Annotated in this window: 19 protein-coding genes and 6 tRNA genes; 3 read left to right on the forward strand and 22 right to left on the reverse strand. The window is 59.0% G+C overall.

The annotated features are described in order from the left end of the window. Positions 1-28: 28 nt before the first annotated feature. From DXD48_RS02055 to DXD48_RS02085, 7 genes are all read right to left on the reverse strand, one after another. Positions 29-104, reverse strand: a tRNA-Trp gene (locus DXD48_RS02055). Positions 105-117: 13 nt separating this feature from the next. Next, positions 118-267: a 50S ribosomal protein L33 gene (rpmG, locus tag DXD48_RS02060; protein ID WP_022093895.1), complete on the reverse strand. Its 150-nt coding sequence runs from the start codon at positions 265-267 to the stop codon at positions 118-120. A gap of 279 nt (positions 268-546) precedes the next feature. Continuing rightward, positions 547-1,737 carry an elongation factor Tu gene (tuf, locus tag DXD48_RS02065; RefSeq protein WP_117563790.1) on the reverse strand — a complete coding sequence of 397 codons (1,191 nt, stop codon included), beginning with the start codon at positions 1,735-1,737 and terminating at the stop codon, positions 547-549. Positions 1,738-1,833: 96 nt separating this feature from the next. After that, a tRNA-Met gene (locus tag DXD48_RS02070) sits at positions 1,834-1,910 on the reverse strand. Positions 1,911-1,913: 3 nt separating this feature from the next. Beyond that, positions 1,914-1,989 (reverse strand) — tRNA-Thr (locus tag DXD48_RS02075). A gap of 10 nt (positions 1,990-1,999) precedes the next feature. Then, positions 2,000-2,081 (reverse strand) — tRNA-Tyr (locus DXD48_RS02080). A 430-nt stretch (positions 2,082-2,511) separates the two neighbouring features. Further along, positions 2,512-3,345: a MurR/RpiR family transcriptional regulator gene (locus DXD48_RS02085; protein ID WP_158548907.1), complete on the reverse strand. Its 834-nt coding sequence runs from the start codon at positions 3,343-3,345 to the stop codon at positions 2,512-2,514. Between the two features lie 151 nt (positions 3,346-3,496). On the opposite strand from DXD48_RS02085, the gene DXD48_RS02090 reads away from it, so the two are divergent. Further along, a complete protein-coding gene (locus DXD48_RS02090; RefSeq protein WP_117563792.1) occupies positions 3,497-4,915 on the forward strand; it encodes a glycoside hydrolase family 1 protein in 1,419 nt (472 codons plus the stop codon). Between the two features lie 9 nt (positions 4,916-4,924). Then, positions 4,925-6,325, forward strand: a complete 1,401-nt coding sequence (locus tag DXD48_RS02095; RefSeq protein WP_117563793.1) for a PTS transporter subunit EIIC — start codon at positions 4,925-4,927, stop codon at positions 6,323-6,325. A gap of 532 nt (positions 6,326-6,857) precedes the next feature. Here the strand turns inward: DXD48_RS02095 and DXD48_RS02100 are convergent. From DXD48_RS02100 to disA, 7 genes are all read right to left on the reverse strand, one after another. Continuing rightward, positions 6,858-6,932: transfer RNA gene (locus DXD48_RS02100), tRNA-Thr, on the reverse strand. A gap of 223 nt (positions 6,933-7,155) precedes the next feature. Beyond that, positions 7,156-7,833, reverse strand: coding sequence for an NYN domain-containing protein (locus DXD48_RS02105; protein ID WP_117563794.1), 678 nt, complete (start codon positions 7,831-7,833; stop codon positions 7,156-7,158). A gap of 3 nt (positions 7,834-7,836) precedes the next feature. Further along, positions 7,837-8,757, reverse strand: coding sequence for a 23S rRNA (guanosine(2251)-2'-O)-methyltransferase RlmB (rlmB, locus tag DXD48_RS02110; RefSeq protein ID WP_117563795.1), 921 nt, complete (start codon positions 8,755-8,757; stop codon positions 7,837-7,839). Between the two features lie 255 nt (positions 8,758-9,012). Next, complete coding sequence (gene cysS, locus DXD48_RS02115; protein WP_117563796.1) at positions 9,013-10,479, reverse strand: cysteine--tRNA ligase; 1,467 nt, start codon at positions 10,477-10,479, stop codon at positions 9,013-9,015. A 3-nt stretch (positions 10,480-10,482) separates the two neighbouring features. Continuing rightward, positions 10,483-10,977, reverse strand: a complete 495-nt coding sequence (ispF, locus tag DXD48_RS02120) for a 2-C-methyl-D-erythritol 2,4-cyclodiphosphate synthase (RefSeq protein WP_006234975.1) — start codon at positions 10,975-10,977, stop codon at positions 10,483-10,485. Further along, complete coding sequence (gene ispD / locus DXD48_RS02125; RefSeq protein ID WP_117563797.1) at positions 10,967-11,695, reverse strand: 2-C-methyl-D-erythritol 4-phosphate cytidylyltransferase; 729 nt, start codon at positions 11,693-11,695, stop codon at positions 10,967-10,969. Before ispD ends, ispF begins: the two co-directional genes overlap by 11 nt. Beyond that, positions 11,695-12,762, reverse strand: coding sequence for a DNA integrity scanning diadenylate cyclase DisA (gene disA, locus DXD48_RS02130; RefSeq protein WP_089572525.1), 1,068 nt, complete (start codon positions 12,760-12,762; stop codon positions 11,695-11,697). The genes ispD and disA overlap by 1 nt, the downstream gene beginning before the upstream one ends. A gap of 358 nt (positions 12,763-13,120) precedes the next feature. Between disA and DXD48_RS02135 the strand changes: the two genes are divergently transcribed. After that, on the forward strand, positions 13,121-13,699 hold the full coding sequence (locus DXD48_RS02135; RefSeq protein ID WP_117563798.1) for a manganese efflux pump MntP family protein: 579 nt from the start codon (positions 13,121-13,123) through the stop codon (positions 13,697-13,699). 80 nt (positions 13,700-13,779) lie between these two features. Here the strand turns inward: DXD48_RS02135 and DXD48_RS02140 are convergent, their stop codons facing one another. From DXD48_RS02140 to ispE, 8 genes are all read right to left on the reverse strand, one after another. Beyond that, a complete protein-coding gene (locus DXD48_RS02140) occupies positions 13,780-15,237 on the reverse strand; it encodes an aminoacyl-histidine dipeptidase (protein ID WP_117563799.1) in 1,458 nt (485 codons plus the stop codon). A 214-nt stretch (positions 15,238-15,451) separates the two neighbouring features. Next, positions 15,452-18,094, reverse strand: a complete 2,643-nt coding sequence (locus DXD48_RS02145; protein WP_117563800.1) for an ATP-dependent Clp protease ATP-binding subunit — start codon at positions 18,092-18,094, stop codon at positions 15,452-15,454. Positions 18,095-18,392: 298 nt separating this feature from the next. Continuing rightward, the gene (locus tag DXD48_RS02150) at positions 18,393-19,961 is read right to left on the reverse strand and encodes a threonine/serine exporter ThrE family protein (protein ID WP_199407875.1); all 1,569 of its coding nucleotides are present in this window, start codon (positions 19,959-19,961) and stop codon (positions 18,393-18,395) included. Positions 19,962-20,403: 442 nt separating this feature from the next. Next, positions 20,404-22,368, reverse strand: a complete 1,965-nt coding sequence (gene lysS, locus DXD48_RS02155; protein ID WP_117563801.1) for a lysine--tRNA ligase — start codon at positions 22,366-22,368, stop codon at positions 20,404-20,406. Between the two features lie 79 nt (positions 22,369-22,447). Then, on the reverse strand, positions 22,448-22,918 hold the full coding sequence (gene greA / locus DXD48_RS02160) for a transcription elongation factor GreA (RefSeq protein WP_006234960.1): 471 nt from the start codon (positions 22,916-22,918) through the stop codon (positions 22,448-22,450). A 106-nt stretch (positions 22,919-23,024) separates the two neighbouring features. Further along, positions 23,025-23,300 (reverse strand): twin-arginine translocase TatA/TatE family subunit, encoded by a 276-nt coding sequence (gene tatA, locus DXD48_RS02165; protein WP_022094895.1) that lies wholly within the window; start codon positions 23,298-23,300, stop codon positions 23,025-23,027. 112 nt (positions 23,301-23,412) lie between these two features. After that, positions 23,413-23,489 (reverse strand) — tRNA-Pro (locus tag DXD48_RS02170). Between the two features lie 49 nt (positions 23,490-23,538). Further along, positions 23,539-24,435, reverse strand: a complete 897-nt coding sequence (ispE, locus tag DXD48_RS02175) for a 4-(cytidine 5'-diphospho)-2-C-methyl-D-erythritol kinase (protein WP_233506758.1) — start codon at positions 24,433-24,435, stop codon at positions 23,539-23,541.

The following is a 24,435-nucleotide window of genomic DNA, read 5'->3' on the forward strand; positions in this document are numbered from 1 at the left end:
CCCAACTGGGAGCTTACGGAATAATGACTGGCACGCCAGGAAGGACTCGAACCCTCAACACTCGGTTTTGGAGACCGATGCTCTACCAATTGAACTACTGGCGTATATGACTAGAGACTAGCGAGTCTCTTTGTGCAGCGTGTGGTGACGGCACCAGGGGCAATACTTCTTGATCTCCATACGATCAGGCATGGTCGACTTGTTCTTGGTGGTCGTATAGTTGCGGCGCTTGCACTCAGTGCACGCAAGAGTAACTAGAGTACGCATGTATCCTGAACCTTTCATTTCCGCCCCGTACGGGCACGAGTTGTTACTTTATCAGCTCCACGTAAGTGCTGTCAATGAAAACCTCGAGTCAATTGGTTCTCGGTGGATCCATTCATATTAGGAACACATCAATGAAGCCATCGAAAGCTAATCGACGGTGCATCCAGGACCATTATCGATCCTCTCGACACCAGCAACGGCTCAATATCCATTGCAGAAAAGAACCCGGCACCCATATAAGTGCCGGGTTCTCTAAGTCAACTATATCAGAGAGCTAATTTACTCAATGATCGTGGAGACGATGCCCGAACCGACGGTGTGGCCACCCTCGCGGATAGCGAAGCGCAGGCCCTCCTCCATGGCGATCGGGTGGATGAGGTCGCCCTCGATGGTGATGTGGTCACCAGGCATAGCCATCTCGGTGCCCTCGGGGAGCTTGACCGTACCGGTAACGTCGGTGGTACGGAAGTAGAACTGAGGACGATAACCATCGAAGAACGGGGTGTGACGGCCGCCCTCCTCCTTGGTCAGAACGTAGATCTCACCGGTGAACTTGGTGTGCGGGGTAACCGAACCGGGCTTGCAGAGAACCTGGCCGCGCTCGATGTCCTCGCGCTTGATGCCGCGGAGCAGCAGACCGACGTTGTCGCCAGCCTCGCAGAAGTCCATGGACTTACGGAACATCTCGATACCGGTAACGACGGTGTTCTGGGTATCCTTGATGCCGACGATCTCGACGGGCTCGTTGAGCTTGAGCTCACCGCGCTCGACACGGCCGGTAGCAACGGTACCACGGCCGGAGATGGTCATAACGTCCTCAACGGCCATCAGGAACGGGAGGTCGTTGTTACGAGCAGGCGTCGGGATGTACTCGTCGACGGCGTTCATGAGCTCGCGGATAGCGTCCATCCACTTGGCGTCGCCCTCGAGAGCGCCCAGAGCGGAACCACGGATGACGGGGATGTCGTCGCCGGGGAAATCGTACTCGGAGAGGAGCTCACGGGTCTCCATCTCGACGAGGTCGATGAGCTCGTCATCGTCAACCATGTCGCACTTGTTCAGGAAGACGACGATGTAGGGAACGCCGACCTGACGGGCGAGCAGGATGTGTTCGCGGGTCTGAGCCATGGGGCCGTCGGTAGCGGCGATGACCAGGATAGCGCCGTCCATCTGAGCAGCACCGGAGATCATGTTCTTGACGTAGTCAGCGTGGCCCGGGCAGTCAACGTGAGCGTAGTGACGGGCAGCAGTCTCGTACTCGACGTGGGAGACGGAGATCGTAATGCCGCGCTCGCGCTCCTCGGGAGCCTTGTCGATGTTCTCGAACGCAGTGAAGTCAGCCTTGCAGCCCTCGGTCTCGGAGAGAACCTTGGTGATGGCAGCGGTCAGCGTGGTCTTGCCGTGGTCGACGTGACCAATGGTGCCGATGTTAACATGCGGCTTAGTGCGCTCAAACTTCTCTTTGGCCATAAAGCCCTCCTCTAAACAGGTCGTCCCCGGACGGGACTTTGCCTTTATACCATAGTGGCCTCTCAACATACTATTGAGAAGCCACCGTGTTACCTATGGTAGCGGTGACTGGATTCGAACCAGTGACGCCACGGGTATGAACCGTGTGCTCTAACCAACTGAGCTACACCGCCGGATGGAGCCTGCAACCAGACTTGAACTGGTGACCTCTTCGTTACCAACGAAGTGCTCTACCGACTGAGCTATACAGGCACTTGACGGGTGGGAGCTATAGGATTCGAACCTATGTAGGCAGAGCCAACGGGTTTACAGCCCGTCCCCATTAACCACTCGGGCAAACTCCCAATCGTTCAAGTATCCGCAGGTTCTTTGGTCTTTTGGACCGCCGCCCCCGCGAACGAAAAAGATAATACGATGCAACCTTGGGGGCTGTCAACGAAAACCTCTAGATACACGGTTCCGGGCGTATCTATATAGCCGTGACCTGCGGTTTTATTGAGTTTGGATGTGAAGGACAGTGGTTTTGGATACAGAGGTGACATTTCCCAAGGTAACACTTTGGCGTAGTGGAGTACGCCTACAGCATCGACCTTCGATACCGGCTTATTTACACCTATATATAGGTCGAGATCGGGCTTCCGCGGCAGATTCGATCGTGGATTTTCTTCCGTTTGAAATCGAGCGTGGACAATCTCCCACTTTTGGCGTGTCTCCAAGGCCAAAGTGGCAGATTTTCCACGATCATTCACTAAGCGGGAGAACTATAGAGCCGAACTACTCGGGCCAGGCCAAAGTAGACCCATAGAGCGGCTCCCCCTTGGTGCAGGGGTAGCGACTCAAGTAACACGACGATAGCAAGTCGAAGAAATAAGTCATGGCATATTTCGAATAAACGCCGAGTCGGTCAATTCCGTTTCCCGCATTACCAAGACGATATACACGGTCAAAAGAGCTCGATTTGTCATCGTTGCTAAACGCAGTAATTAGAATCTTCCTGCCCGAACGGCAATCAAGATACTCACGCGCCTGTGACGCAAATAGCCCGGAGACCGATACGAGAATTATCAATGACTGCGAAGCGTCTCCCATGTTTTTCAATTCCGCGACGTTAGCCCCAGCAACTATGCGAACTATCTTGCCCGCATAAAACATTTCCTGCTGAAATCGTACGAGATTGGCGCTCACATTATTGGTGCACCAGATTTCAACGTTTTTATGGCCATCAATTTCGTCGGCAAGGTGCTTAATAGCGATATCGGACACGCCGCTTTCAACCTCAGCGAACATCTCGATCATGCGAACGTCGAGCTCTGCCCTGTACTCCTCGTAGCCAAATTCCTCCTCTCGATGGCTTAAGTCGCTTGGAAAGACTGATTGAGTAAATGATTCTTTCAAATCGCTAAGAGACTGGTAGCCCAATCGATTGCAGAAACGACGAACAGCGGAACGGGTCACGAATGCATCGCGGGTTATAGCGGCAACATTGATTTCGCTCGAACGCCTAATGTGAGCGATGAGATATCGAGCGATGGCGGCATCGTTTGACCCAAACTCGCTGTTGATGATGGAGCTAATGCGATTGAGCACATCGAAGTCATTGATATTCACATGATCCCTCTTTCCGCTCTCCTCGAAATCATGGTTCATTTATTGAATCAAACAGCTTTGGTCGTTCTCCTATGATTCAAATCAGTTGACGTCATCTTAATCGTAATTCCGCCACACGTATCCACCGTGTTGAATGATGGAAAGGGGATTCATGGGCAACGTGAACAACATGCCGTTTCTCTGGGGTTCCGCCACAGCGTCTTATCAGTGCGAGGGTGCCTGGAACGAAGACGGCAAAGGCCTTGGCGAGTGGGATTTCTTTAGCCACACAAGCAATAAGAACATCAACCATGTTGACGGTGATGTATCTTGCGACTTCTACCATCGCTATGAAGAAGATATCCGCATGATGAAAGAAGGCGGACAAAACACCTATCGCTTCTCTCTTTCATGGAGTCGAATCATCCCCACGGGTATCGGCGAAGTGAATGAAGAGGGCATCGATTTTTATAATCGGGTCATTGATTGTTGCCTCGAAAATGGCATAGAGCCCAACGTTACGCTGTTCCATTACGATCTACCATTCACGCTTGCTTGCAAAGGCGGATGGCTGAACAACGACATGGCAGAGTGGTTCTGCAAATACGCCAAGATTTGCTTTGAGCGCTTTGGAGACCGCGTCAAAATCTGGGCTACCGTTAACGAGCCGCATTTCTACAGCTACTGCGTAAACATGTTGGGCAACTATCCCCCCAATCGATCGCTCGACGTTCAGTCGTACATGCAGTTTCAGTACAACCTGATGCGCGCAAGCGCACTCGCAGTCCGAACATATCGTCAAATGGGCTACGACGGCATCATCGGCGCCGTCCACGATGGCGGCGTTGTCGAACTCGACCCGGCAACCGAGCAACCTGATGACGTATTTCGATACGCAGACTTTTTCGCCAATCGCATGATTCTGGCACCAGCGCTTCAGGGTCAACTGCCGCCAGAAATGGACGAAATCCTTGAAAAACTTGGCGTCTCGCTCTATCGATCCCCAAATGACGTAGAAGAATTCAGAGACGGTAAAGTCGATTTTATTGGACTCAACGTGTATTGCCGAGAGTATGTAACCGACTGGCACGGTGGAGAGCTTGCCGTTTCGGCGAACAATAAGGGCGGTTCGAGCAAAAAGGTCGAAGGAAAATGCATTGCGCCCTTGTTTGAAAGCGCCCGCGACAGCAATGTTCCCCGCAATAAATGGGGCCGCGAAATACTCCCAGGTTGCATGTATTCAACCATCATGGATGTCCACGAGCGCTATGACGCGCCCCGCATCTTTATTACGGAAAACGGACATGGCGCCTATGAGCAACCAGACGCAGACGGAATGATCCACGATGATGACCGCATCGAGCTTCTGGGCCAGTTCATCGAGCACATGATGAGGGCTAAGCGCGACGGCGCGCGCGTTGAGGGCTACTACCTCTGGTCGACGATGGATCTGTATAGCTGGATCAACGGCTACGAAAAACGATACGGACTTGTCCATATCGACTTCGAGAACAATCTGAAGCGCACCCCCAAAAAGAGCTGGTATTGGTACCGAGACCTTATCTCGAAGTATCAGGAGCAGGAAGGTTAGGAGAAAGAGATGAAATATCAGGCAATGTCCGAAACAGTCCTAAAGGCTGTTGGCGGCAAAGAGAACATTACATCGGTAACTCATTGTGCGACGCGCCTTCGCATCGACGCACGAGACACCTCGATCATCGATCTCCAGCTCGCCAAATCGGCCGATCAGGCGCTCGGGGCAGTAGTCAGCGGTGGCCAGCTTCAGGTGATCATCGGCCCCAACGTCACCGAGGCTTACAACGACTTCCTCGACTTCGCGGGAATCGAAGTCGGCGGTGGCACGGTTGCCGACGATGCCCAAACCGCCAAAGACCTTGCAGAAGGCATTAAAAGCGGTAACACCGCCATGGGCTTGATTGAGAAATTCGGGAACGTCTCTGCACAGGTATTCATGCCCATCGTCCCGGCGCTCATCGTTGGCGGACTCATTCTTTCGATCAAGAATCTCCTGGTCAATTATTGCGGATTGAGCACCGATAGCGGAACCGCCCAGGTCCTGTTGGCGATCTTTAGCGCTTCGTTTAGCTTCTTACCCGTTTATCTTGGTTATCAGCTCGCAGCCGTCATGAAGATGCAGCCCATCATGGGCGCATTGTTGGGCGCGTTCATGATCAGCTCGTCCATTAGCGGTGCCGAGGGTCTCGACTTTCTTGGTATTCCCATCCCGACAAACGACTATTCGAGTACGGTAGTGCCCATCGTACTGGGCGTTGTATTCATGTACTTTGTCGACCGCGGCCTTCAGAAGATCATTCCCGACGTTACCAAACTGTTCTTGAAGCCGCTGCTCACCATGATCATCGTCGTGCCCGTCGAGCTGATTATCCTTGGCCCCGCCGGCAGCATGATGGGCTACGCGCTGAGCGATGCCGTCACGTGGCTTATGGACAACGTGGCATTTATCGCTACTCCGATCCTGGCAGCCCTTAACCCCTATTTCGTCATGCTCGGTCTCGATAAGGCTTACATCGCAATCGAAGTTACGAGCCTGGCGCAGCTCGGTTGGGCACCCATTATCTTTGGATTCATCTCGAACCTCTGCATTGGCGGCACGAGCCTCGCCCTGGCAACTGCCATGAAGGGAAACAAAGAGAAGAGGGGTATGGTCACCACGGTTGCCGTCACCGCACTCTGTGGCGTAACCGAGCCCGCGTTCTACGGTTGCCTCATCGAGCGTCCCCGCCTGCTTGTCGGAACGGCAATCGGCGCGCTCTGCGCTGGACTCCCTGCAGGCATCTTTGTTCTGAAAGAGTATGTTGCGGGAGCATGCCCCGGCCTTCTTTCGGCACTCATCTTTATCGCTCCCGATGGGTCCATGGGCAACTTCGTGCTGGCATGCGTTGTCGCCATCATCGCCATCGTCGTCTCCTTCATCGCTGCACGCGTGATCATCAAGAAGAACCCCAGCTATATTGAGTAGATGCCCGCTGTTTGCATTGGGGACATCCTCGGCAGACCATTAGCAAGAACCCAAGAAGTTCCTTAGGAGCTCGATTAATCCATTCGGATTCCTGAAGCACAAACGACCCCGATTCCACAATGAAATCGGGGTCGTTGTTTCTAAAGCCGTCGATAGACAATCGGTGTTTACCTTAGCTCCCTATCCAAGTTAATTATCCACGCTCGTTCTCCGGTCGGGAGATTTTCTTCGCTCGCCTGTCCAGAAATCCACGCTCGAGCAGGACATCCAGATCCGCGCCCGCCCTTGTCTCGATCTGTAACAGCAAGAGGCCTATTCCGCTTCTACATGTTACAGATCAAGATATTCCTAAAACACCCTAAGTTTCATCTCAATCTGTAACAGTTAGATGCCGAATATCGGTCTTGGTGTTACAGATTTAGACAAACTGGAGGACGAGACAAACCAAAAACGGGATGGGCGCTAACCCGATGGCGCACCACCTAACTAGAAACGGGCCCTGTCCCATAAGGAACAGAGCCCGAAACTCTCATGGAGCCAGTGACAGGAATCGAACCTGCAACCCACTGATTACAAATCAGTTGCGCTACCGTTGCGCCACACTGGCACACTTGGCGCTTTCGCGCGAAGCCTGTTAAGGATAAAGGAATTGAAGACGGGGCGCAACAGGCCCTTCGACCGACCACATCTCAAAACTATTCGCCAGAACGAATAGTTTTATCCGTTCGCCAAAACCAAAAACTATTCGTTTTGGCGACGGCAACCCACAGTCCATTGATTACAAATCAACGGGCCGGCCAATTGGGAAACGGGTCTCTATGGATAATCCCCTACCGTCCGCGCAGGGCCTTAAGCTTGGCCAGGGCATCGGGACTCAGGCGGCTGCCCAGAGTCATCTTGATCTGCGGGGCCTCCTCGGCCTCGTAAACGTCGTTATCAATCTGTTTGATCTCGTCCACCAGCATACGGCTCGAGATGCGCGTGACGCCCTTCCCCATGACGACAGCCTGGATCGTGCCGTCACTCGATACCACGGAGCACGCGCGGCCTTCCTCGCGTGCCTCGATGCAGAGCTTCTGCACCACGGTATCGGCAGAGACGCCCGTCGGCGAGAACTCGATGCGCACGCCGCGGGCCGGTAGGTTGGGGCGCTCGTTGGAGATGTTGCCCGCGCCGTCGAACACGATCACGGCCTCGTAACGGCCCTGGGCAAACGCCGCGACATCGTTGATAAGCGCAGTACGAGCCATATCGTGGACGTCGCTGGAATATGGATCGTCGGAATGGTCGTAGACGAGCTTTTCGTAGCGCGGCGTGCAGTGAATCACGTTGTAGCCGTCGACCACCAGCAGCTCGGGCTTATTGGAGTGCACCGTCGAGACCGGATCGGCGATGGCCTGCGCAAACGCATTGCCGCCCACACCATAGGTCGCGGCCGAAACGATCGGCTTGGCCGAGCCCTCGCCAAAGCGCTTGGCCTTGGACTTGGCGCGGTTCTTCTTGGACATGCGCTACTCCTCCCCCATGAGCTCGCCGGCATTGCGGCGCAACCACTCAAAGCACAGCGCAGTGGTCGCCTGGGCAACATTGAGACTCTCGGTCATGCCGCGCTGGGGAAGCTTGGTCAAAAAGTCGCATTTCTCAAGCACCAGGCGCGAGATGCCGTCGCCCTCGGAGCCCATGACGAGCGCAACGCGGCCCTCGAAGGGAGCATCCCAGCAGCTGCCCTCGGCGTGCTCGGAAGCACCGCCCACCCAAAAGCCGGCGGCCTTGAGGTCGTCGAGCGCTCGAGCGATGTTGGGAACCTGTGCGATGGGCAGATGCATAACGGCGCCGGCAGAGGTCTTGTAGCTGCCGACGGTCACACCGGCGGCGCGCTTGTTGGCAATGATGACGCCCGCCGCGCCCACGACCTCGGCAGAGCGCACGATGGCGCCAAAGTTACCGTCGTCGGTCACGTGGTCGAGCACGACGACAAGAGCCGGACCCTCGCCCGCGCGGTCGAGGATATCGGCAACATCGGCATAGGGGAAGTTGCCCACCTCGAGCGCAATGCCCTGGTGAGCGCCATGGCTCGACAGCGCATCGAGCTGCGCGCGCGGCACATACTTAATGCGGACACCCGCGGCGTTGAGATCGTCGACCAGGCGCGACAAGGCAGCATCGCGCTCCCCGCCCTCGGCGATGAGCGCGCACTTGACGGGAAAGCCGGTGCGCAGGGCCTCGGCGGCAGCACGGCGACCTTCGATAAACTCGCCCTTGGGGACCTGAATGTTGTCGCGGTTGCGATTTCGCTGCGGACGCGCAGCCTGGGCTTGGGAGCGCTCGCGCTGGCCCTTGGAAGCGGCAGCGCGGTCATTGCGGCGAATCGGGCGCGAGCCAGAAGCAGCCTGTTTGCCACCACGAGGCGCACGCTTGCGATTGTCGGCCATAAAGCGACCTCCTAAATACAACTATCAAACGAAACAAATAGACCGACCGCCCGAGGTGCGGCAGATTGCCTTGAAAGAGGAGGGCATAGACCTTGAGGTCATGCCCGACGATTGAAAGGCAAGGTGCCGTGGCTCGGGCGGTCGGCACGGGTTTTCCAAGTGTCCGAGATGGCCGTGAAAGAGGAGCGACGCGTACTTGAGTACGCGAGCGACGGTTTGAACGGCAAGGTCGGGTGCTTGGGAAACCCGCAGGGATTAGAGAGTCTTGATACGGGTGCCAGCTGCAGTATCTTCGATCGTCAGACCCAGGTCCTTGAGCTGATCGCGGATGGCATCTGCCAGATCCCAGTTCTTGGCGGCGCGGGCCTCGGCGCGGGCCTCGAGAATCTTGGCAGCGGCCTCGTCCACATCGTCGCCCGTGTAGGCGACCAGGCCGGCGGCAACGCCTAGCAGACCCAGCGGCAGCTCGACCTTGGGCTCGGGGAGCTCAACGCCAAACGTATCGAGCAGCTCGACCAGCGTATCGGCGGCGGCAAGCGCGGCGGCCTTGTCGGCAGCGTCGCCCGCCTGCTCCAGGTACTGGTTGCACTCGGTCACAAAGCCAAAGACGGCACCCATGGCACCAGCGGTGTTAAAGTCGTCGTCCATGCACTCCTTAAAGGTGGCACGGGTCTCGGCGGCCTTGGCGGCAAACGCCTCGGATGCTGCCTCATCGGCATCGGCCGTCGCATGGTTCGCGGCCCAGCGCAGGTTCTCGACCGTACCGGCGATACGCGTGAGCGAGTTCTCGGCACCCTCCAGGCGCTCCCAAGAAAAGTCGAGCGGCGAGCGATAGCTCGTCTGCAGCATCAGCAGGCGCAGAGCGGCAGCGGAGTGCTGCTCGAGCACCTCGGCCAGCGTAAAGAAGTTACCGAGCGACTTGGACATCTTCTCGCCGTCTACCAGCAGCATGCCCGTGTGCATCCAGGTGTTGGAGAAACCCTGGTGCCAGGCGCAAGTGGCCTGGGCGCACTCGTTCTCGTGATGCGGGAAGGCAAGATCGGAGCCGCCGCCGTGGATGTCGATCGGGGTGCCCAGGTAGCGGTGCACCATGGCGGCGCACTCGGTGTGCCAGCCGGGACGGCCCTCGCCCCAGGGGCTCGGCCAGCTGGGCTCGCCGGGCTTGGCGGCCTTCCACAGGGCAAAGTCGAGCGGGTCGTTCTTGTCCTCGTTCTCCTCGATGCGCGCACCAACCATAAGGTCATCGATGTTGCGGCCCGAGACCTGGCCATAGTTGGGATCGCTGCGCACGGCAAAGTACACATCGCCGTTATCGGCGGCGTAAGCGTGGCCCTGCTCGATAAGCGTCTTGATCATGGCGATCATGGGGCCGATCTCCTTGGTGGCGCGGGGGCGCACATCGGGATCGAGCACGTTGGCGGCGCGCATGACGCCGATGAACTTGTCAGAGAACTCCGTCGCGACCTCGGCGGCCGTTCGGCCCTGCTCGTTGGCGCGCTTGATGATCTTGTCATCGACATCGGTGAGGTTCTGGGCGAACGTGACCTCGTAGCCGCTCGCGATGAGCCAGCGACGAATCACGTCAAAGCTGATGAACGTGCGGGCATTGCCGATGTGGATGTTGTCGTAGACCGTGGGGCCGCACACGTACATGCGGACCTTGCCGGACTCGATGGGCTGGAACTCTTCCTTTTTATGGGTAGCGCTGTTGTAGATACGCATTCGTTACTCCTTAACAGTTTTCTGTAGCAGGCAGACGGCCCAGGCGCCAATTCCCTCGCCTTGACCTTCCCAACCGAGCTTTTCGGTCGTAGTGGCGGCGACGCCCACGTTTTCGACGTCGACGCCCAGGGCATGGGCAAGGTTGGCGCGCATGGCATCGCGGTGCGGGGTGATCTTGGGTTGCTGACAGGCAATGGTGCAATCGGCATCGACAAACTCGAAGCCCAGTTCGCGCGCGTAGTCCATCACGCGAGCGAGCAGCACCATCGAATCGGCACCCTCATAGGCGGGGTCGGTATCGGGGAATAGCTTGCCGATGTCTCCCCCGCGGCAGGCGCCCAGAATGGCGTCGGCCAAGGCATGCGCGAGCACATCGGCATCCGAGTGGCCCAGCAGGCCGCGCTCGTAGGGAATGTCAACCCCGCCGATGATACATCGACGCCCCTCCACCAAACGGTGGACGTCGTAGCCGTGGCCAATGCGCAGGTTACTGAACATGGGGAAGGTCCTCTCCCTCGGCCATGCGACCAAGCAGAATCGCGGTTACGGGACGCAGGTCCTCGGGCACCGTCACCTTAAGGTTATCGCGCGGGCTCTGGACACAGCGGACGCGCCCGCCCATGCGCTCGACCAGCGAAGAATCGTCGGTCCCGATAAAGCCCTCGGCGATAGCTGCGGTGTGGGCGCGCTTCATGGCGTCGACGCTAAAGATCTGCGGTGTCTGCGCGGCCCAGTAGAGCTCACGCGGCGGCGTCTCGACGATATTGTCGCCGTCGACGATCTTGAGCGTGTCGATCGCGGGCTGACCGCATACGACACCGTCGAGGGCGCGGTCGTCCACAAGCACGTCGATCGCATGATCGATGGCCTCGGTCGTGATGAGCGGACGGGCGCCGTCGTGGATGGCGACATATTCGAAACCCGCCGGAACCGCATGCACGCCGGCACGGGTGGAATCCTGACGGGTATCGCCGGCATCGGCGAAGCTGATGGGCGTGTTATACGAATACGGGTCGATGGCCAGGCGGCGCATCTCGGCACGACGCTCGGCAGGGCAAACCACGACGATGTGGCCGACCTTATTGCTACGGTCAAATGCGCGGATGGACCAGCTCATAAGCGGACGGCCCGCTACATTGACGAGCTGCTTACCACCGGGGTTACCAAAGCGCTGGCCGCTGCCACCGGCAACGACCACGGCGCATACGGGCGCCATTATGCGTTCCCCTGTTTGGTACCCTTCATGCGGTACAGGGAGTCCGCAAGAATGGCAGGGTTGTTGACGCCAAAGTCGCCCAGGCGCTCCGGATCCTCGCTGATGTCATCCATGAGCTCCTGCAGCGAGCCGTACTCGTCGACGATCTTCTCGGCCACGCCGTCGCGCACGACGGACACGCGCGAAAGCGTGCGCAGGCCCAGCGGCGTCATGACGGAGTCCTCGTCCAGGTCGTCGTAACCCAGAACCGCCGCCACATGCTGTGGGTCGGACAGGTCCTTAGGCGTCATACGGCTCAGGTTGGCGCGGATCTTTTCGGCATTGGCCTCGGAGGAATCACTCGCATAGTCGCGAATCATCAGGTCGTACTCGGTATCCATGCTGGAGCCGGCGAGCTGCTCGAGCTGCATCTGCACGAGCTTGCCCTGGTTGCCCAGCTTGACAATGCAATCCTTAAGTTCGGTCTTTGCCTGCTGCATGATCTCGAAGCTCGAGAAAATCCCGGTAATGTCGGCGAGCGTAACGTAGTCGTCGAGCTCGAGGGCCGTCAGGCGCAGTAGGGAGCGATCGAGCGACTGACGGGTAGTCTGGAGCGTGGCGACGAGCTGGTTGACCGAGCTCATGATGGTGGTGACGGGCTGGATCTCATAGCTCTTGCCGTGAACGTACACGTTGACGACGGCACGACGGGCCGAGACCGAGATCACGATGGCATCGGTGAGCACCGACATGCGAGCGGCAGTGCGGTGACGCATGCCCGTCTCGCTCGTGGCAAGCGAGGGATCGGGATTGAGGTGGAAGTTGGCGCGCAGGATCTGGGTGAGGTCGCCGTCGATAACGATGGCACCGTCCATCTTGGAGAGCTCGAACAGGCGGTTCGAGGTGAACGAAATGTTGAGTGGGAAGCCGTCGTTACCGGCAGCGAGCACGTTTTCGGTGTCGCCGACGCAGATAAGGGCACCCAGGTGACCGGCGATGATCATGTCGAGGGCGGTGCGGATCGGCTGACCAGGTGCCGTCAGGCGGATGGCCTGTTCCATACGCTTTTGCAGCTCGTTCTTATCCAAGGCATCGCTCCCATCGTATACGCTCCATAAACGCTAAATAGTTTCTCACGGTTTGCCCCCGCAGCGCTTGCGAAATCCGATGCTTACAGAATGAGCGAACACCGCTGGGGTAGTCAAAAGAGCCCCAACCCAAATGAGCTGCTTATGTGGTAGCATCGGGATTCGCATAAATGAGGGAGTAGTCGCGTGATCGGGTTCGCCTCCGGTGGCGCGGCAAGTCAACACACTGGCCGATGCGGCCTGGCTTGCCTTAATGAACGAGACTCGTGGCTGTGCGCGCAACGCGTACGCCACGGGTCTTTTTTGTTACTCCCCCAAGAGGTACACGCGGGCCCGCCCGCAGAGAGGGAGTCAGACTATGGGACTCGCAGAGCTCGTGCTGCTCGCCGTTGGCCTTTCGATGGACGCCTTTGCCGTATCCATCTGCAAGGGCCTTGGCATGAAGAAGATCGACCTTAAAGTCGCCGCGGTGCTCGGCCTGTTCTTTGGCGGCTTTCAGGCCGGCATGCCCGTAATCGGATGGGCGCTTGGCAGTCAATTCATGGGCATCATCGGACCCATCGACCATTGGATCGCCTTTATCCTTTTGGCCTTTATCGGCGGCAAAATGCTGTGGGAAGCCTTTACCGAGGACGAGAATGAAGGCGACGGCAAGGATGCCGAAAAGATTGACCTGGGCGAGTACCTGATCCTCGCCATCGCCACCTCAATCGACGCCCTAGCCGTAGGCATCTCATTTGCGGCGCTCTCGGTTGACATCGTTCCCGCTGTATCGCTTATCGGCGTCACAACGTTTATCTTCTCCGTCGCCGGCGTAGCGATCGGCCACACCTTTGGCGCGCGCTACGAAAAACCTGCCACCATCGTGGGCGGCATCGTGCTCATCCTCATCGGGCTTAAGATCTTGCTTGAGCACCTTGGGATCCTCGCACTGTAGCGAATAACGGCCGCCCGGCATTACGCCAGGCGGCCGTTTTCATAGCCAGCCGTTTTAGAGCGGCTTAGCCAAAGCAACCTTTACGCAGCGAGGCGCTTGAGGACGTCGATGAGCAGCTCGTAGAAGCGCTCGGCAGAAGCGAGCTCCATGCTCTCGTCCGGGGTGTGGACATCGGAGAGCGTCGGGCCCACGGCGATGGCGTCCAGGCCGTGCAGGGCCTCAGCAAACAGGCCGCACTCAAGGCCGGCGTGAATGGACTCGATGCGCAGCTCGGAGCCAAAGAGCTCGCGATAGCTCTCGACAAAAACGTCGCGGACCGGCGAATGCTCGGCATAGCTCCAGCCGGGATACTCGAACTCGAACTTGGCGTCGAAGCCCAAGACATCGGCCAGCGTCTGCAGGCGGTCCTTGAACTCGTTCTGCAGCGAGGTGATCGAGGAGCGCGGGGACAGCATGATCTTGACCTGGTCGTCGGAAGTGGCGACCACGCCGATGTTGGAGGAAACCTCGACGGAGCCGTCGGTGGCGACGTTGCGGCGAATCACGCCGTTAGGGGCAAGACGCAGGGCGCGGATGAGGGCAAGCGCGGACTTCTGATCCATGGCCTCGACCTCGGCGTCGTCGGCAATCTCGACGGTGCAGGTAAAGCCGGGGTCGAAGACCTCGAGCTCGGCAGTGACGTCGGCGATGATGTCCTTTGCGATCTGGGCCGCGGCCTCGGCGGCAGCGTGGTCGGCGTAAACCAGCTCGGCCTTGCACTCACGGTTGATGGCGTTGTCCTTAGTGCCGCCGTTAAAGCTAACGATGGCGGGCTCGCCGGCGACCATCAGGCGGTCGATGATGCGGGCCATGATGAGGTTGCCGTTGCCGCGCTCCAGGTTGATATCGTTGCCGGAATGACCACCCAGTAGGCCGGAGATGTCGAGCGTGAGGGTGCTGCCGGTCTTGTGCTCGCGCACGATGGGGCAGGTGTAGGTAACAACGACGCCGCCGGCGCAGCTGACGGTGGCAACGCCCTCTTCCTCGGAGTCAAGGTTAATCATGGTGCGGGCGCTAATCTGGGACTTGTCGAGCGTCTCGGCGCCGACCAGGCCAGTCTCCTCGTCGGTGGTGAATACGCACTCGAGGGCGGGGTGAGCAATCGAATCGTCGTTGAGCACAGTAAGCATCAGAGCGACAGCAATACCGTTGTCGGCGCCCAGGGTGGTGCCGTTAGCGGTGAGGACGCCGTCCTTGACGACCAGGTCGATACCGTCGGTCGTAAAGTCGTGCTCAACAGAGCCCAACTTGTCGCACACCATATCGATGTGGCCCTGCAGCATCACGGTCGGGGCATTCTCGGCGCCGGCAGAAGCGGGCTTGCGAATGATGACGTTGTAGACCTCGTCCTGGTACACATCGAGGCCGCGCTCCTTGGCAAACGCAACCAGGAAATCGCTGATGCCCTTCTCGTTGCCAGACCCACGGGGGATCGCGCTGACCTCCTCAAAGAAATGGAACAGCTGGGCGGGCTCGTAGCCGGTGATCTTGTAATCCATGGTGCCTCCTTGGCGCAACTGGTTAGACAGTAAGACATGCGCCTTGTATATTCCCAGACTTTGCGTGCATAAACCAGTCGAAAACGCCGAGCGCCCTTGCATCATCGGCTAACGGTGGACCGCATAGCGTAACGGTCACAACTACCGCAGCTCTACAAATCGAGGCGCCCTTTCCGGAGCGCCTCGATTGCGCGTATCAAATTGTCGCCACGCCCTACAGCGCGCCGGAACCGGCTTGCATCATGCCACCGGGGCCCGAGGTCACGCCGCCGCTCACGGGCGCGGCGTTGCCAGTGTGCGGTGCCGCCGGGGCGGTATCACCACCGAGCGTGCCCGCCAGACGCGGTGCCGGGATCTCGCCCGTGCCGTGGCTAAAGACAAACTTGCCATCGGCCACGTCGCACAGGACGGTATCGCCCTCGCCCCACTCGCCGGCCAGCAGCTCCTCGGACAGCGGGTCCTCGATGAGCTTTTGAATAGCACGGCGCAGCGGACGCGCACCGTTGGTGAGGTCGGTGCCCTCGGCCACGATCTTGTCATAGGCCGCATCGGTGAGCTTGATGTTCATGCCGTTGGCAATCAGACGCTGGCGCAGGTCGTCCACCAGCAGGTGCGCGATCTTGGTGAGATTCTCGCCCGAGAGCTTCTGGAACACCACGATGTCGTCGATGCGGTTGAGCAGCTCGGGGCGGAACAGGCGCTTGAGCTCGCCCATCGCGCGGCCGCGGATCTCACTCGACGTGAGACCCTGCTCGCCGGTGGTGCCAAAGCCCACGCTCGCATCCTGCGCAATCTCGCGGGCGCCCACATTGGACGTCATGATGATCACGGTGTTGCGGAAGTCGACCGTCTTGCCCTGGCTATCGGTCAGGCGGCCCTCCTCCAGCACCTGCAGCAAGATGTTGAAGATATCGGGGTGCGCCTTCTCGATCTCGTCGAACAGCACGACCGAGTACGGGTGGCGACGAACGGCCTTGGTGAGCTGGCCGCCCTCGTCGTGACCGACGTAGCCCGGAGGGCTACCGATGAGCTTGGAGACCTCGAACTCGCTACCGAACTCGGACATGTCGAAGCTGATGAGCGCGTCCTTGCTGCCAAAGAGATACTCGGCGAGCGTCTTGGCGAGCTCGGTCTTGCCCGTGCCGGTGGGACCCAGGAAGATAAAGCTGCCGCCGGGACGACGCGGGTCCTTGAGCGGCGAGCGGCTGCGGCGCACGGCCTTGGCGACGGCCTCGACGGCCTCGTCCTGGCCGATGATGCGCGTCTTGAGCACGCTTTCGGTCTGCAGCAGGCGCCGGCTCTCGCTCTCGGTAAGCGAGGATACCGGCACGCCCGAAGTCACGGACACAATATCGGCGATCTGACTCACATCGATGGTGAGCGGGCTGGCGTCGAGCTCGGCGGTCCAGGCAGCCTTGGCCTCGGCGAGTTCAATCTCGGCAGCCTTCTGCTGCTCGGTGATCTCGGCGGCCTTGTTCATGTCGTCGCTCTCGGTGGCCTCCTGCGCGGCGGCCTTGAGCTCCTCTATGCGATGCTCGGCCTCGCGCACCGGCTCGGGCGCGCGGTTGGCGGCGATTCGGGCGCGGGCACCGGCCTCGTCAATGAGGTCGATGGCCTTATCGGGCAGGAAGCGATCCTGAATGTAGCGGTTGGAAAGGTTCGCGGCGGCCTCGATAGCACCCTGCGTATAGCGCACATGGTGGTGCTCCTCGTAGCGCGGCTTGAGCGCGGTCAGGATCTTGACCGTGTCCTCGACGCTCGGCTCCTCGACATCGATGGTCTGGAAGCGACGCTCGAAGGCCGGGTCCTTGGTGAGGTACTTGCGGAACTCCTCGGCCGTGGTGGCGCCGATAATCTGGAAGGCACCGCGCGCGAGCACGGGCTTGAGCATGGAGCTCGCGTCGATGGAGCCCTCGGCAGAACCGGCACCGATGATGGTGTGCATCTCATCGATAAACAAGATGACGTCGTCGGCCTCGGTTGCCTCCTGGATCACGTTCTTGAGGCGCTCCTCAAACTCACCGCGATACTTGGCACCCGCGACAAGACCCGGCAGATCGAGCGTCCAGATATTCTGGTTCATAAGATTCTCGGGCACATTGCCAGCAGCAATCTGCTGCGCCAGGCCCTCGACGATAGCCGTCTTGCCCACGCCGGGATCGCCCAGGATAAGCGGATTGTTCTTGGTGCGGCGCGAAAGGATCTCCATCATGCGCTGGACTTCCTTTTCGCGGCCAATCACGGGATCGAGCTCGCCGTCGCGCGCCTTCTGCGTGAGGTTGGTGGCGAACTGCTTGAGCGTGTCGGTGCCGCCCCCCCTTTGCTGAGAGGCATCCGAGCCGCTAAAGAACGGCAAGCCCGCACCGGGGCGACCGGCGCCGGCTCCGGCGAGCGGACGCTTCTTGTCCTGATCCTTGGCGGTGAGTTTCTCGATAGCCTTTTTGATGGAGGCGGACGACACACCCAGGCGCATGAGGATGTCCATGGCCATGCCGCTGCCCTCTTCGACGATGCCGATCAGCAAGTGCTCGGTCGACACGTAGGTCTGGTTGTTCTCACGCGCCACGCGGAAGGAGCGCTCCATCACGCTAATGACGAGCGGCGTAAAGGCAAGCTTGGCAGCCTCGGTCTCCTCGCTGGGCTCGGGAACCGTGGTCTGGACCTCTTTGAGGGTATCCATGATGTCGTCGTAGGAGATATCGAGCGAGCGCAGCGCCTCAGCGGCAATGCCCTCGTCCTCCTTGGCGAGCGCGAGCAACAGATGCTCGGTACCCACCTTATTTGAATGAAGATCAAGCGCCTCCTGCTTGGCCATGGACATGACCTTGCGCGCGCGATCGGTAAAACGGTCTAACATGCTAGTTCCTCTTAGACGAGCTAGTTTTTTCAAACGCAAAGCGCCACTCGTGGCGGCGCTTTGGTCTCTTTACCCATATGGAGTATATGTTAACCGCTGGGGCCTTTTCCGCATGCAGCCATACGACAACGTCTACAAAAAAGGAATTGCCAGGTGCGTCTGCATCGGCCCAACGAGCGTGGATTTTCGGACACCCATTCCACGAGCGTGGATAATCTCCCGTTTTGAGCCCGTAAACAAGCCAAAAACGGGAGATTTTCCACGTTCATGTTTTGCGGATCAGTTTCATTTGCACCAATTAGCTGGTGTGGCGCCAGCGAGGGTCGGTGAGCGTACGCGCCACACCCAGGCCAACGGGCAAAAACGCCACGATGAGCACTGCACGCACAAACCAGCCGAGCATATTGACCGTGTCGAAGGTGCACATGTAATACATCGAGCGATACAGATACAAGCCCGGCACCATAATGACAATCGATGGCACCGTGAGGGCGATACGTGGGTAGGTGAGCTTGATTTCGGCTAAGCTCGCGAGCAGCCCCGATACCAGCGCGCCAATAAACGCTGCCGCCTCGGGAGGCATACCTACGCTCAGGCCCAGGAAGGGAAACAGCGCCGGCGCATCGACGAGCGTAAGGCGCAAGGTATTGGACACGGCGCCGATCAGCCCAGCTGCCGCGGCCATCTTTACCGGGCTGTTGAACATCACCGAGAAGCCGAATACGCCAACGAAGCTCATCACCACGCGCAGGAGCGTAAGGGCAAGCGGCGAAAGGCCGAGCGGAGCAAAATCATCCGGTGCCAGCCCCACACACTCGGCAACCATCCAGCCCACAAGGGTCGCCATCACAATAATCGACACGGCATACGAAAGACGCTCAATGCCGCTTCGCATATCGAGCTTAGCGATGTCGAGGCCTGCCGTAATGAGGGGAAAGCCGGGAATCACAAAGAGCATGGCGCCGATATAGCCTTCTTGGTGCGACATTGCCCCCGGTACGACCTGGCCAAGGCCGAGCAATGCCAGCAGATACGAAACGCAAGCGAGCGCAACGCCAATCGTCAGCGCGCTAAACTGGCCAAGACCCTGCTTGAGAATATGAGAGCGAGCAAAGTTGCCAACACCAGCGCCTACGAATGCGCAGGCCATCTCGATAGGGCCGCCGCCGAGCAAAAAGACGAAGGCGCCGCAAGCACAAGCTGCCGCAAGGCCCTGTTGCCAGGGAGAGTAATCGGGTTTTGAACTCTCAACGGTCTTGAGCATCTCGTGGTATTCGTGCACGGTAAACCGGCGCCCATACGTCTCGATTTCCTTTAGGAAGCTCTCCATCATCCAAATGCGATGGGTATTGACTCCCGTTGTGGGCAGGCTGACAACCTCGTTAAAGCAGTGGCCATCTTCGATGCAGGTGCACTCAAACGACAGAAGACTTAAGTCAACGTGGACGGTGACACCGAGTACGGCGGCAACGCGATTCATGGTATCGCGTACACGCCAGGCACCCGTTCCGCTCGCGAGCATAAGCATACCGGTGCGGCAGATGATGGATGACTTATCGGTGAGCGGCGCATCGACGGCAAGCTCATCGCCTGCCGTCACGATCTGGTGCCAGTCTGTTTTCATATGGAGTGCGCCGGCACGAACACCGTGGTGCATGGGGGCTCTCGAAAGCAGCGAGTCAAGGCGCGAAGACTGTGGGGGCTCCGTTGATTCGTCCTCAACCTCATCAGTCTCTTCATCGACCAGATCAAATGAGTCAAGCGATGCCGGCTCGCGACGATCGATTAGCTCCTCATCCTCATCGTCAAAGTAATTGAACTGATCGAGCATGTCCTCTTCGATTGCACGCTCGCTCGCGTCGTCCATATAGACGCTCCCTTCCTACCGACTAACCCCCATCCTAGGCAGCGACGGCTAAAGGAAACATAAAAGAGACGGCTGTCATGCGAGCCATGTGCACAAACGTCGATTCATCGATGGACCACTCTCGTGTATTTGGTGCAAAGTAATGATCCCTTTTCCTCCGTCCCCAAGGGATCAAAGTGCCGGCAGAAAAGGAACGTCCCTAAGTGCCAACCAGGGCAACGCCGCAGGTAGAGGACGGACAGCGAGCGACGTCCAGCTTGACAGCCAAGGCAACGCCGATGCCTTGGCAACGACAGCGAAAGCCCGCCAGAGCGAGCAAGGTGCCTTGAAACGAGGCGGCATTGATCTTCTGATCATGCCGCCGAAGTTGAAAGGCAGATTGCCGCTCTGGCGGGCTTGCAGCGTCAACTGGTTACGCGGGTTGGTAAACCCGCGTAACCCCCTAGTACATCTTTGCGCCGGCGGGGATGGAGGCGTCGAGCTGGATCAGGTTGAGACGCTCCTCACCATCCTCCTCGTGGATAGCGCTGATGAGCATGCCGCAGCTGGGAATGCCCATCATCTTGCGCGGCGGCAGATTGGTGATGGCGAGCAAGGTCTTGCCGACCAGGTCCTCGGGCTCATAATAACCGTGAATGCCGGAGAGGATGGTACGGTCGGTGCCGGTGCCGTCGTCGAGCGTAAAGTTCAGCAGCTTCTTGGACTTCTTGACGGCCTCGCATGCCTTGACCTTCACAGCGCGGAAATCGCTCTTGGAGAAGGTATCAAAGTCGACGAACTCCTCAAACAGCGGCTCGACGGCGATCTTGGAGTAATCGAGCGTGGGCTTAAGCGACTTAACGAACGGGCTCGCGGCGTTGCCGGCCTCGGCAGCCTTGGCGGCAGCGGCACCGGACTGGAAACCCTTCTCGGGCTTCATGTGCGGGAACAGCAGCACGTCGCGGATGGAAGCCTGGTTGGTGAGCAGCATGACCACGCGGTCGATACCGATGCCGATGCCGCCCGCGGGAGGCATACCGTACTCGAGGGCGCGCACGTAGTCCTCGTCGTACTCCATGGCCTCATCGTCGCCACCAGCCTTCTCGGCCATCTGGGCGGCAAAGCGCTCGGCCTGGTCGACCGGGTCGTTGAGCTCGGAGAACGCATTGGCGTACTCGTGACCGGCGATAACCAACTCAAAGCGGTGCGTCAGGCGCGGGTCGTCCTCAAAGCGCTTGGCAAGCGGACTGACCTCGATGGGGTAATCGCACACGAACGTGGGGTTGACGATGGTGTCCTCGCCCAGCTCATCGTAGATCTCGGCGATAATCTTGCCGGCGGTCCACTCGGGCTTAATCTCCAGGCCCTTCTCGCGCGCGGCAGCAGCAAGCTCCTCGACCGGCGTATCGATGGTGACCTGTTTGCCGAGCACGTCGGAGACGATGTCGGTCATGGGACGGCTGGCCCACTCACCAGAAAGGTCGATGGTCTGGCCCTGGTACTCGATGACCTCGGGGTTGCCGATGGCCTTGTTAGCCGCCTTAATGACACCTTGGGCGAGCGCCTTCATGCCCTCGAGGTCGGAGAAGGCACGATAGGCCTCCATCGTGGTGAACTCGGGGTTGTGGGTAAGGTCCATGCCCTCGTTACGGAAGATACGGCCGATCTCGAACACGCGCTCAAAACCGCCGACGATGCAGCGCTTGAGGTGCAACTCGGTAGCAATGCGCAGGTAGCACTCCTGATCGAGCGCGTTGAAGTGCGTGATGAACGGCTTGGCAGTAGCGCCGCCCTGGATGGTCTGCAGGATGGGGGTCTCGACCTCCATGTAGCCGTCGGACTCCATAAAGCGACGGAAGGTGGAGAGAATCTGCGAACGCTTACGGAAGGTCTCGCGAACGTCGTCGTTGGCGATCAGGTCAACATAGCGCTGGCGATAGCGGGTCTCCTTGTCGGAAAGACCGTGGAACTTCTCGGGCAGCGGACGAACGGCCTTGGCAAGCAGGGTCGCGCTCTTAGGGGCAACGGAAAGCTGGCCGCGCTGGGTGCGCACAACCACGCCGGTCACGCCCAGGATGTCGCCCAGGTCGAGGGACTTGAGCGTATTCCAGGCGGCCTCGTCCATGTCGTTGATGCGGCAGAACAGCTGAATCTCGGCAGTCGCATCGCGTACGACGATGAACATGATCTTGCCCTGACCGCGCTTGGCGACCACACGGCCGGCGATCTTCACGACGTCCTCGGTGTCCTCGCCATCGGCAAGCTCGGCGTACTTAGCCTCGATATCGGCAACGTAGTCCTCAAGCTCAGAGTGCTCGGGATAGGGGTTCTGGCCCGCCTCGAACAGGGCGGCGCGCTTGGCCAGGCGGGTGGCGCGCTCGTCGTTGAGCGTCGATGCCTGATCTGCGGCGTTCTGGTTCTCTGCCATAAGTTAGCTCCTCAAACTAAAACGCTCCCCAGGATTCGGTCCCAGGGAGCGAAAACAAACCTTTACGCGGGACCGTGGTCTAGCGTGCAATCTTGGCGATGGTGTAGACGCGAGTCTTGCCGGAAGGCGTAACGACCTCGACGGAGTCGCCCTCGCCGTGACCGATGATGGCGTGACCGACCGGAGACTCGTTGGAAATCTTGTGCTCGAGCGAGTTGGTCTCGGTGGTACCGACGAGCGTGACTTCCATGACCTCGCCGTTGGGATCAATCAGCGAAACGGTGGAACCGATGGAGACGGTCAGATCACCTGTGGTGGCAGCAACCTGAGCGTTGGCGAGGATGGCCTGGATCTCGGCAATACGAGCGGCGTTCTGGGCCTGCTTGTCCTTGGCGGCGTCGTACTCGGAGTTCTCCGAAAGGTCGCCGAACGCGCGGGCTTCCTTGATGTCCTCGACGATCTCCTTGGCGTAATCGCCCTCACGCCAAGCGAGCTCCTCGACGAGCTTCTGGCGGCCCTCAGCGGTCAGTACGATCTGGCTTGCGTCCATACGGATATCTCCCCAACTCTGATCAAACAATCAACTGTCAACAAAACGAAAAAGACCGGCTAGCCTGCGGGCAAGCCGGTCAGGTGCTCACCCCAAAGGGATGGGACTACTCTGCGTCCGCGTCGCTGTCCTCTGCCTGCTTCTTCTTGGCAGCAGCGAGCTTGGCCTCGAGCTCAGCGATCTCCTTGTCCTCCTCGGACTGCTCGACCACGACCTCCTCGGCCTGCTTGGTCTCGGCCTTATCGTCGCCCTCCATACCCTCACGGATATTCTTGACGGTAGAGCCGAGGGACTTGCCGAGCTTCGGCAGGTTCTTGGGCCCGAAGATAATCAGGACAACGACGAGAATAATGATGAGCTCAGGAGCCCTCAGTCCAAACATTTAGACCTCCACAATACAGCGAGACAAGCTCGAATGAGTATACCGCGGGTATCGCGGTATCACAACAATAGCTAAAAAAAGGGACCGCAAGAAGCGGTCCCTCCTCATGCTCTGGTCGGGTTGACTGGATTTGAACCAGCGACCCCTGCGTCCCGAACGCAGTGCTCTACCAAACTGAGCCACAACCCGTTAGCTCGACTATAGTAACAAAGATTTTCGCCGCGTGCTAGAGAAAATTTTATTTCTTTGGCGCGTCGATTTGAACCGTGTTGGGAATGAGCTCCGTCGCGCAGGACCACCAGCCGTTTTGCTGGGCAGCGTCGGCAAGCCTTTCGGCCGTGGCGGCGGTGTCGCAAATGGCAAATGAGCAGGCACCCGATCCGCACACATCTACAGCAACGGTGCCGTCCTGTTTACGCAGCCAATCGAGAACCATTTGAATCTGCGGCTCCATCTGTGCGGAAATGGCACCCAGGTTGTTGTGGACGAGCGCGTAGGCCGCCTCTGCGTCTCCCGAGCGAAGGGCAGATGCGATCGCGCCGGGCTTGTCTGCAGGCACCGGAGCCTCGTCAAAACGTCGATAGGCTTCAATTGTCGAAACGCTTGCCTCGCGCGGCTTGACCAACACGCCGGGCGTTGCGGGCAGCGCGGGATACTCAGTTGCCAGCACGTCTCCCCCACCTACGTAGAACGCAGGGCTCGCGTGCAAAAAGAACGGGACGTCAGCACCAATACCCCGCGCAATGTCGTCGAGCGCGGGGTCGGTGCGATCAATTCCCCAGAGCTCCGCCAAGGCGACAATGACCGCGGCCGCATCCGTCGAGGGGCCGCCCAAGCCGGCGCACAATGGAATGCGCTTCTCAATCATCACGCAGATGTTTGCCTCGCGACCATAATGCTCGGCCATAGCAACCGCAGCCCGATACGCCGTATTCTTTTGCATGGGAAAATCTGATGCCGGAACCGTCTGGACGGTCAGCGCCTGCGCCGGCGCGACCGTCACGGAATCGGAAAGACCGACGGCTGCCATCAGGGAATCGACCCTGTGGTAGCCGCGGTCATCGCGCTCGGTATGAACCCCCAGGTAGAGGTTAATCTTTGCCGGCGCGGAAAGAGTCAGGGACCGATCGGTCAC

The sequence above is a fragment of the Collinsella sp. TM05-37 genome, assembly GCF_003436455.1.
Taxonomy (GTDB): Bacteria; Actinomycetota; Coriobacteriia; order Coriobacteriales; family Coriobacteriaceae; genus Collinsella.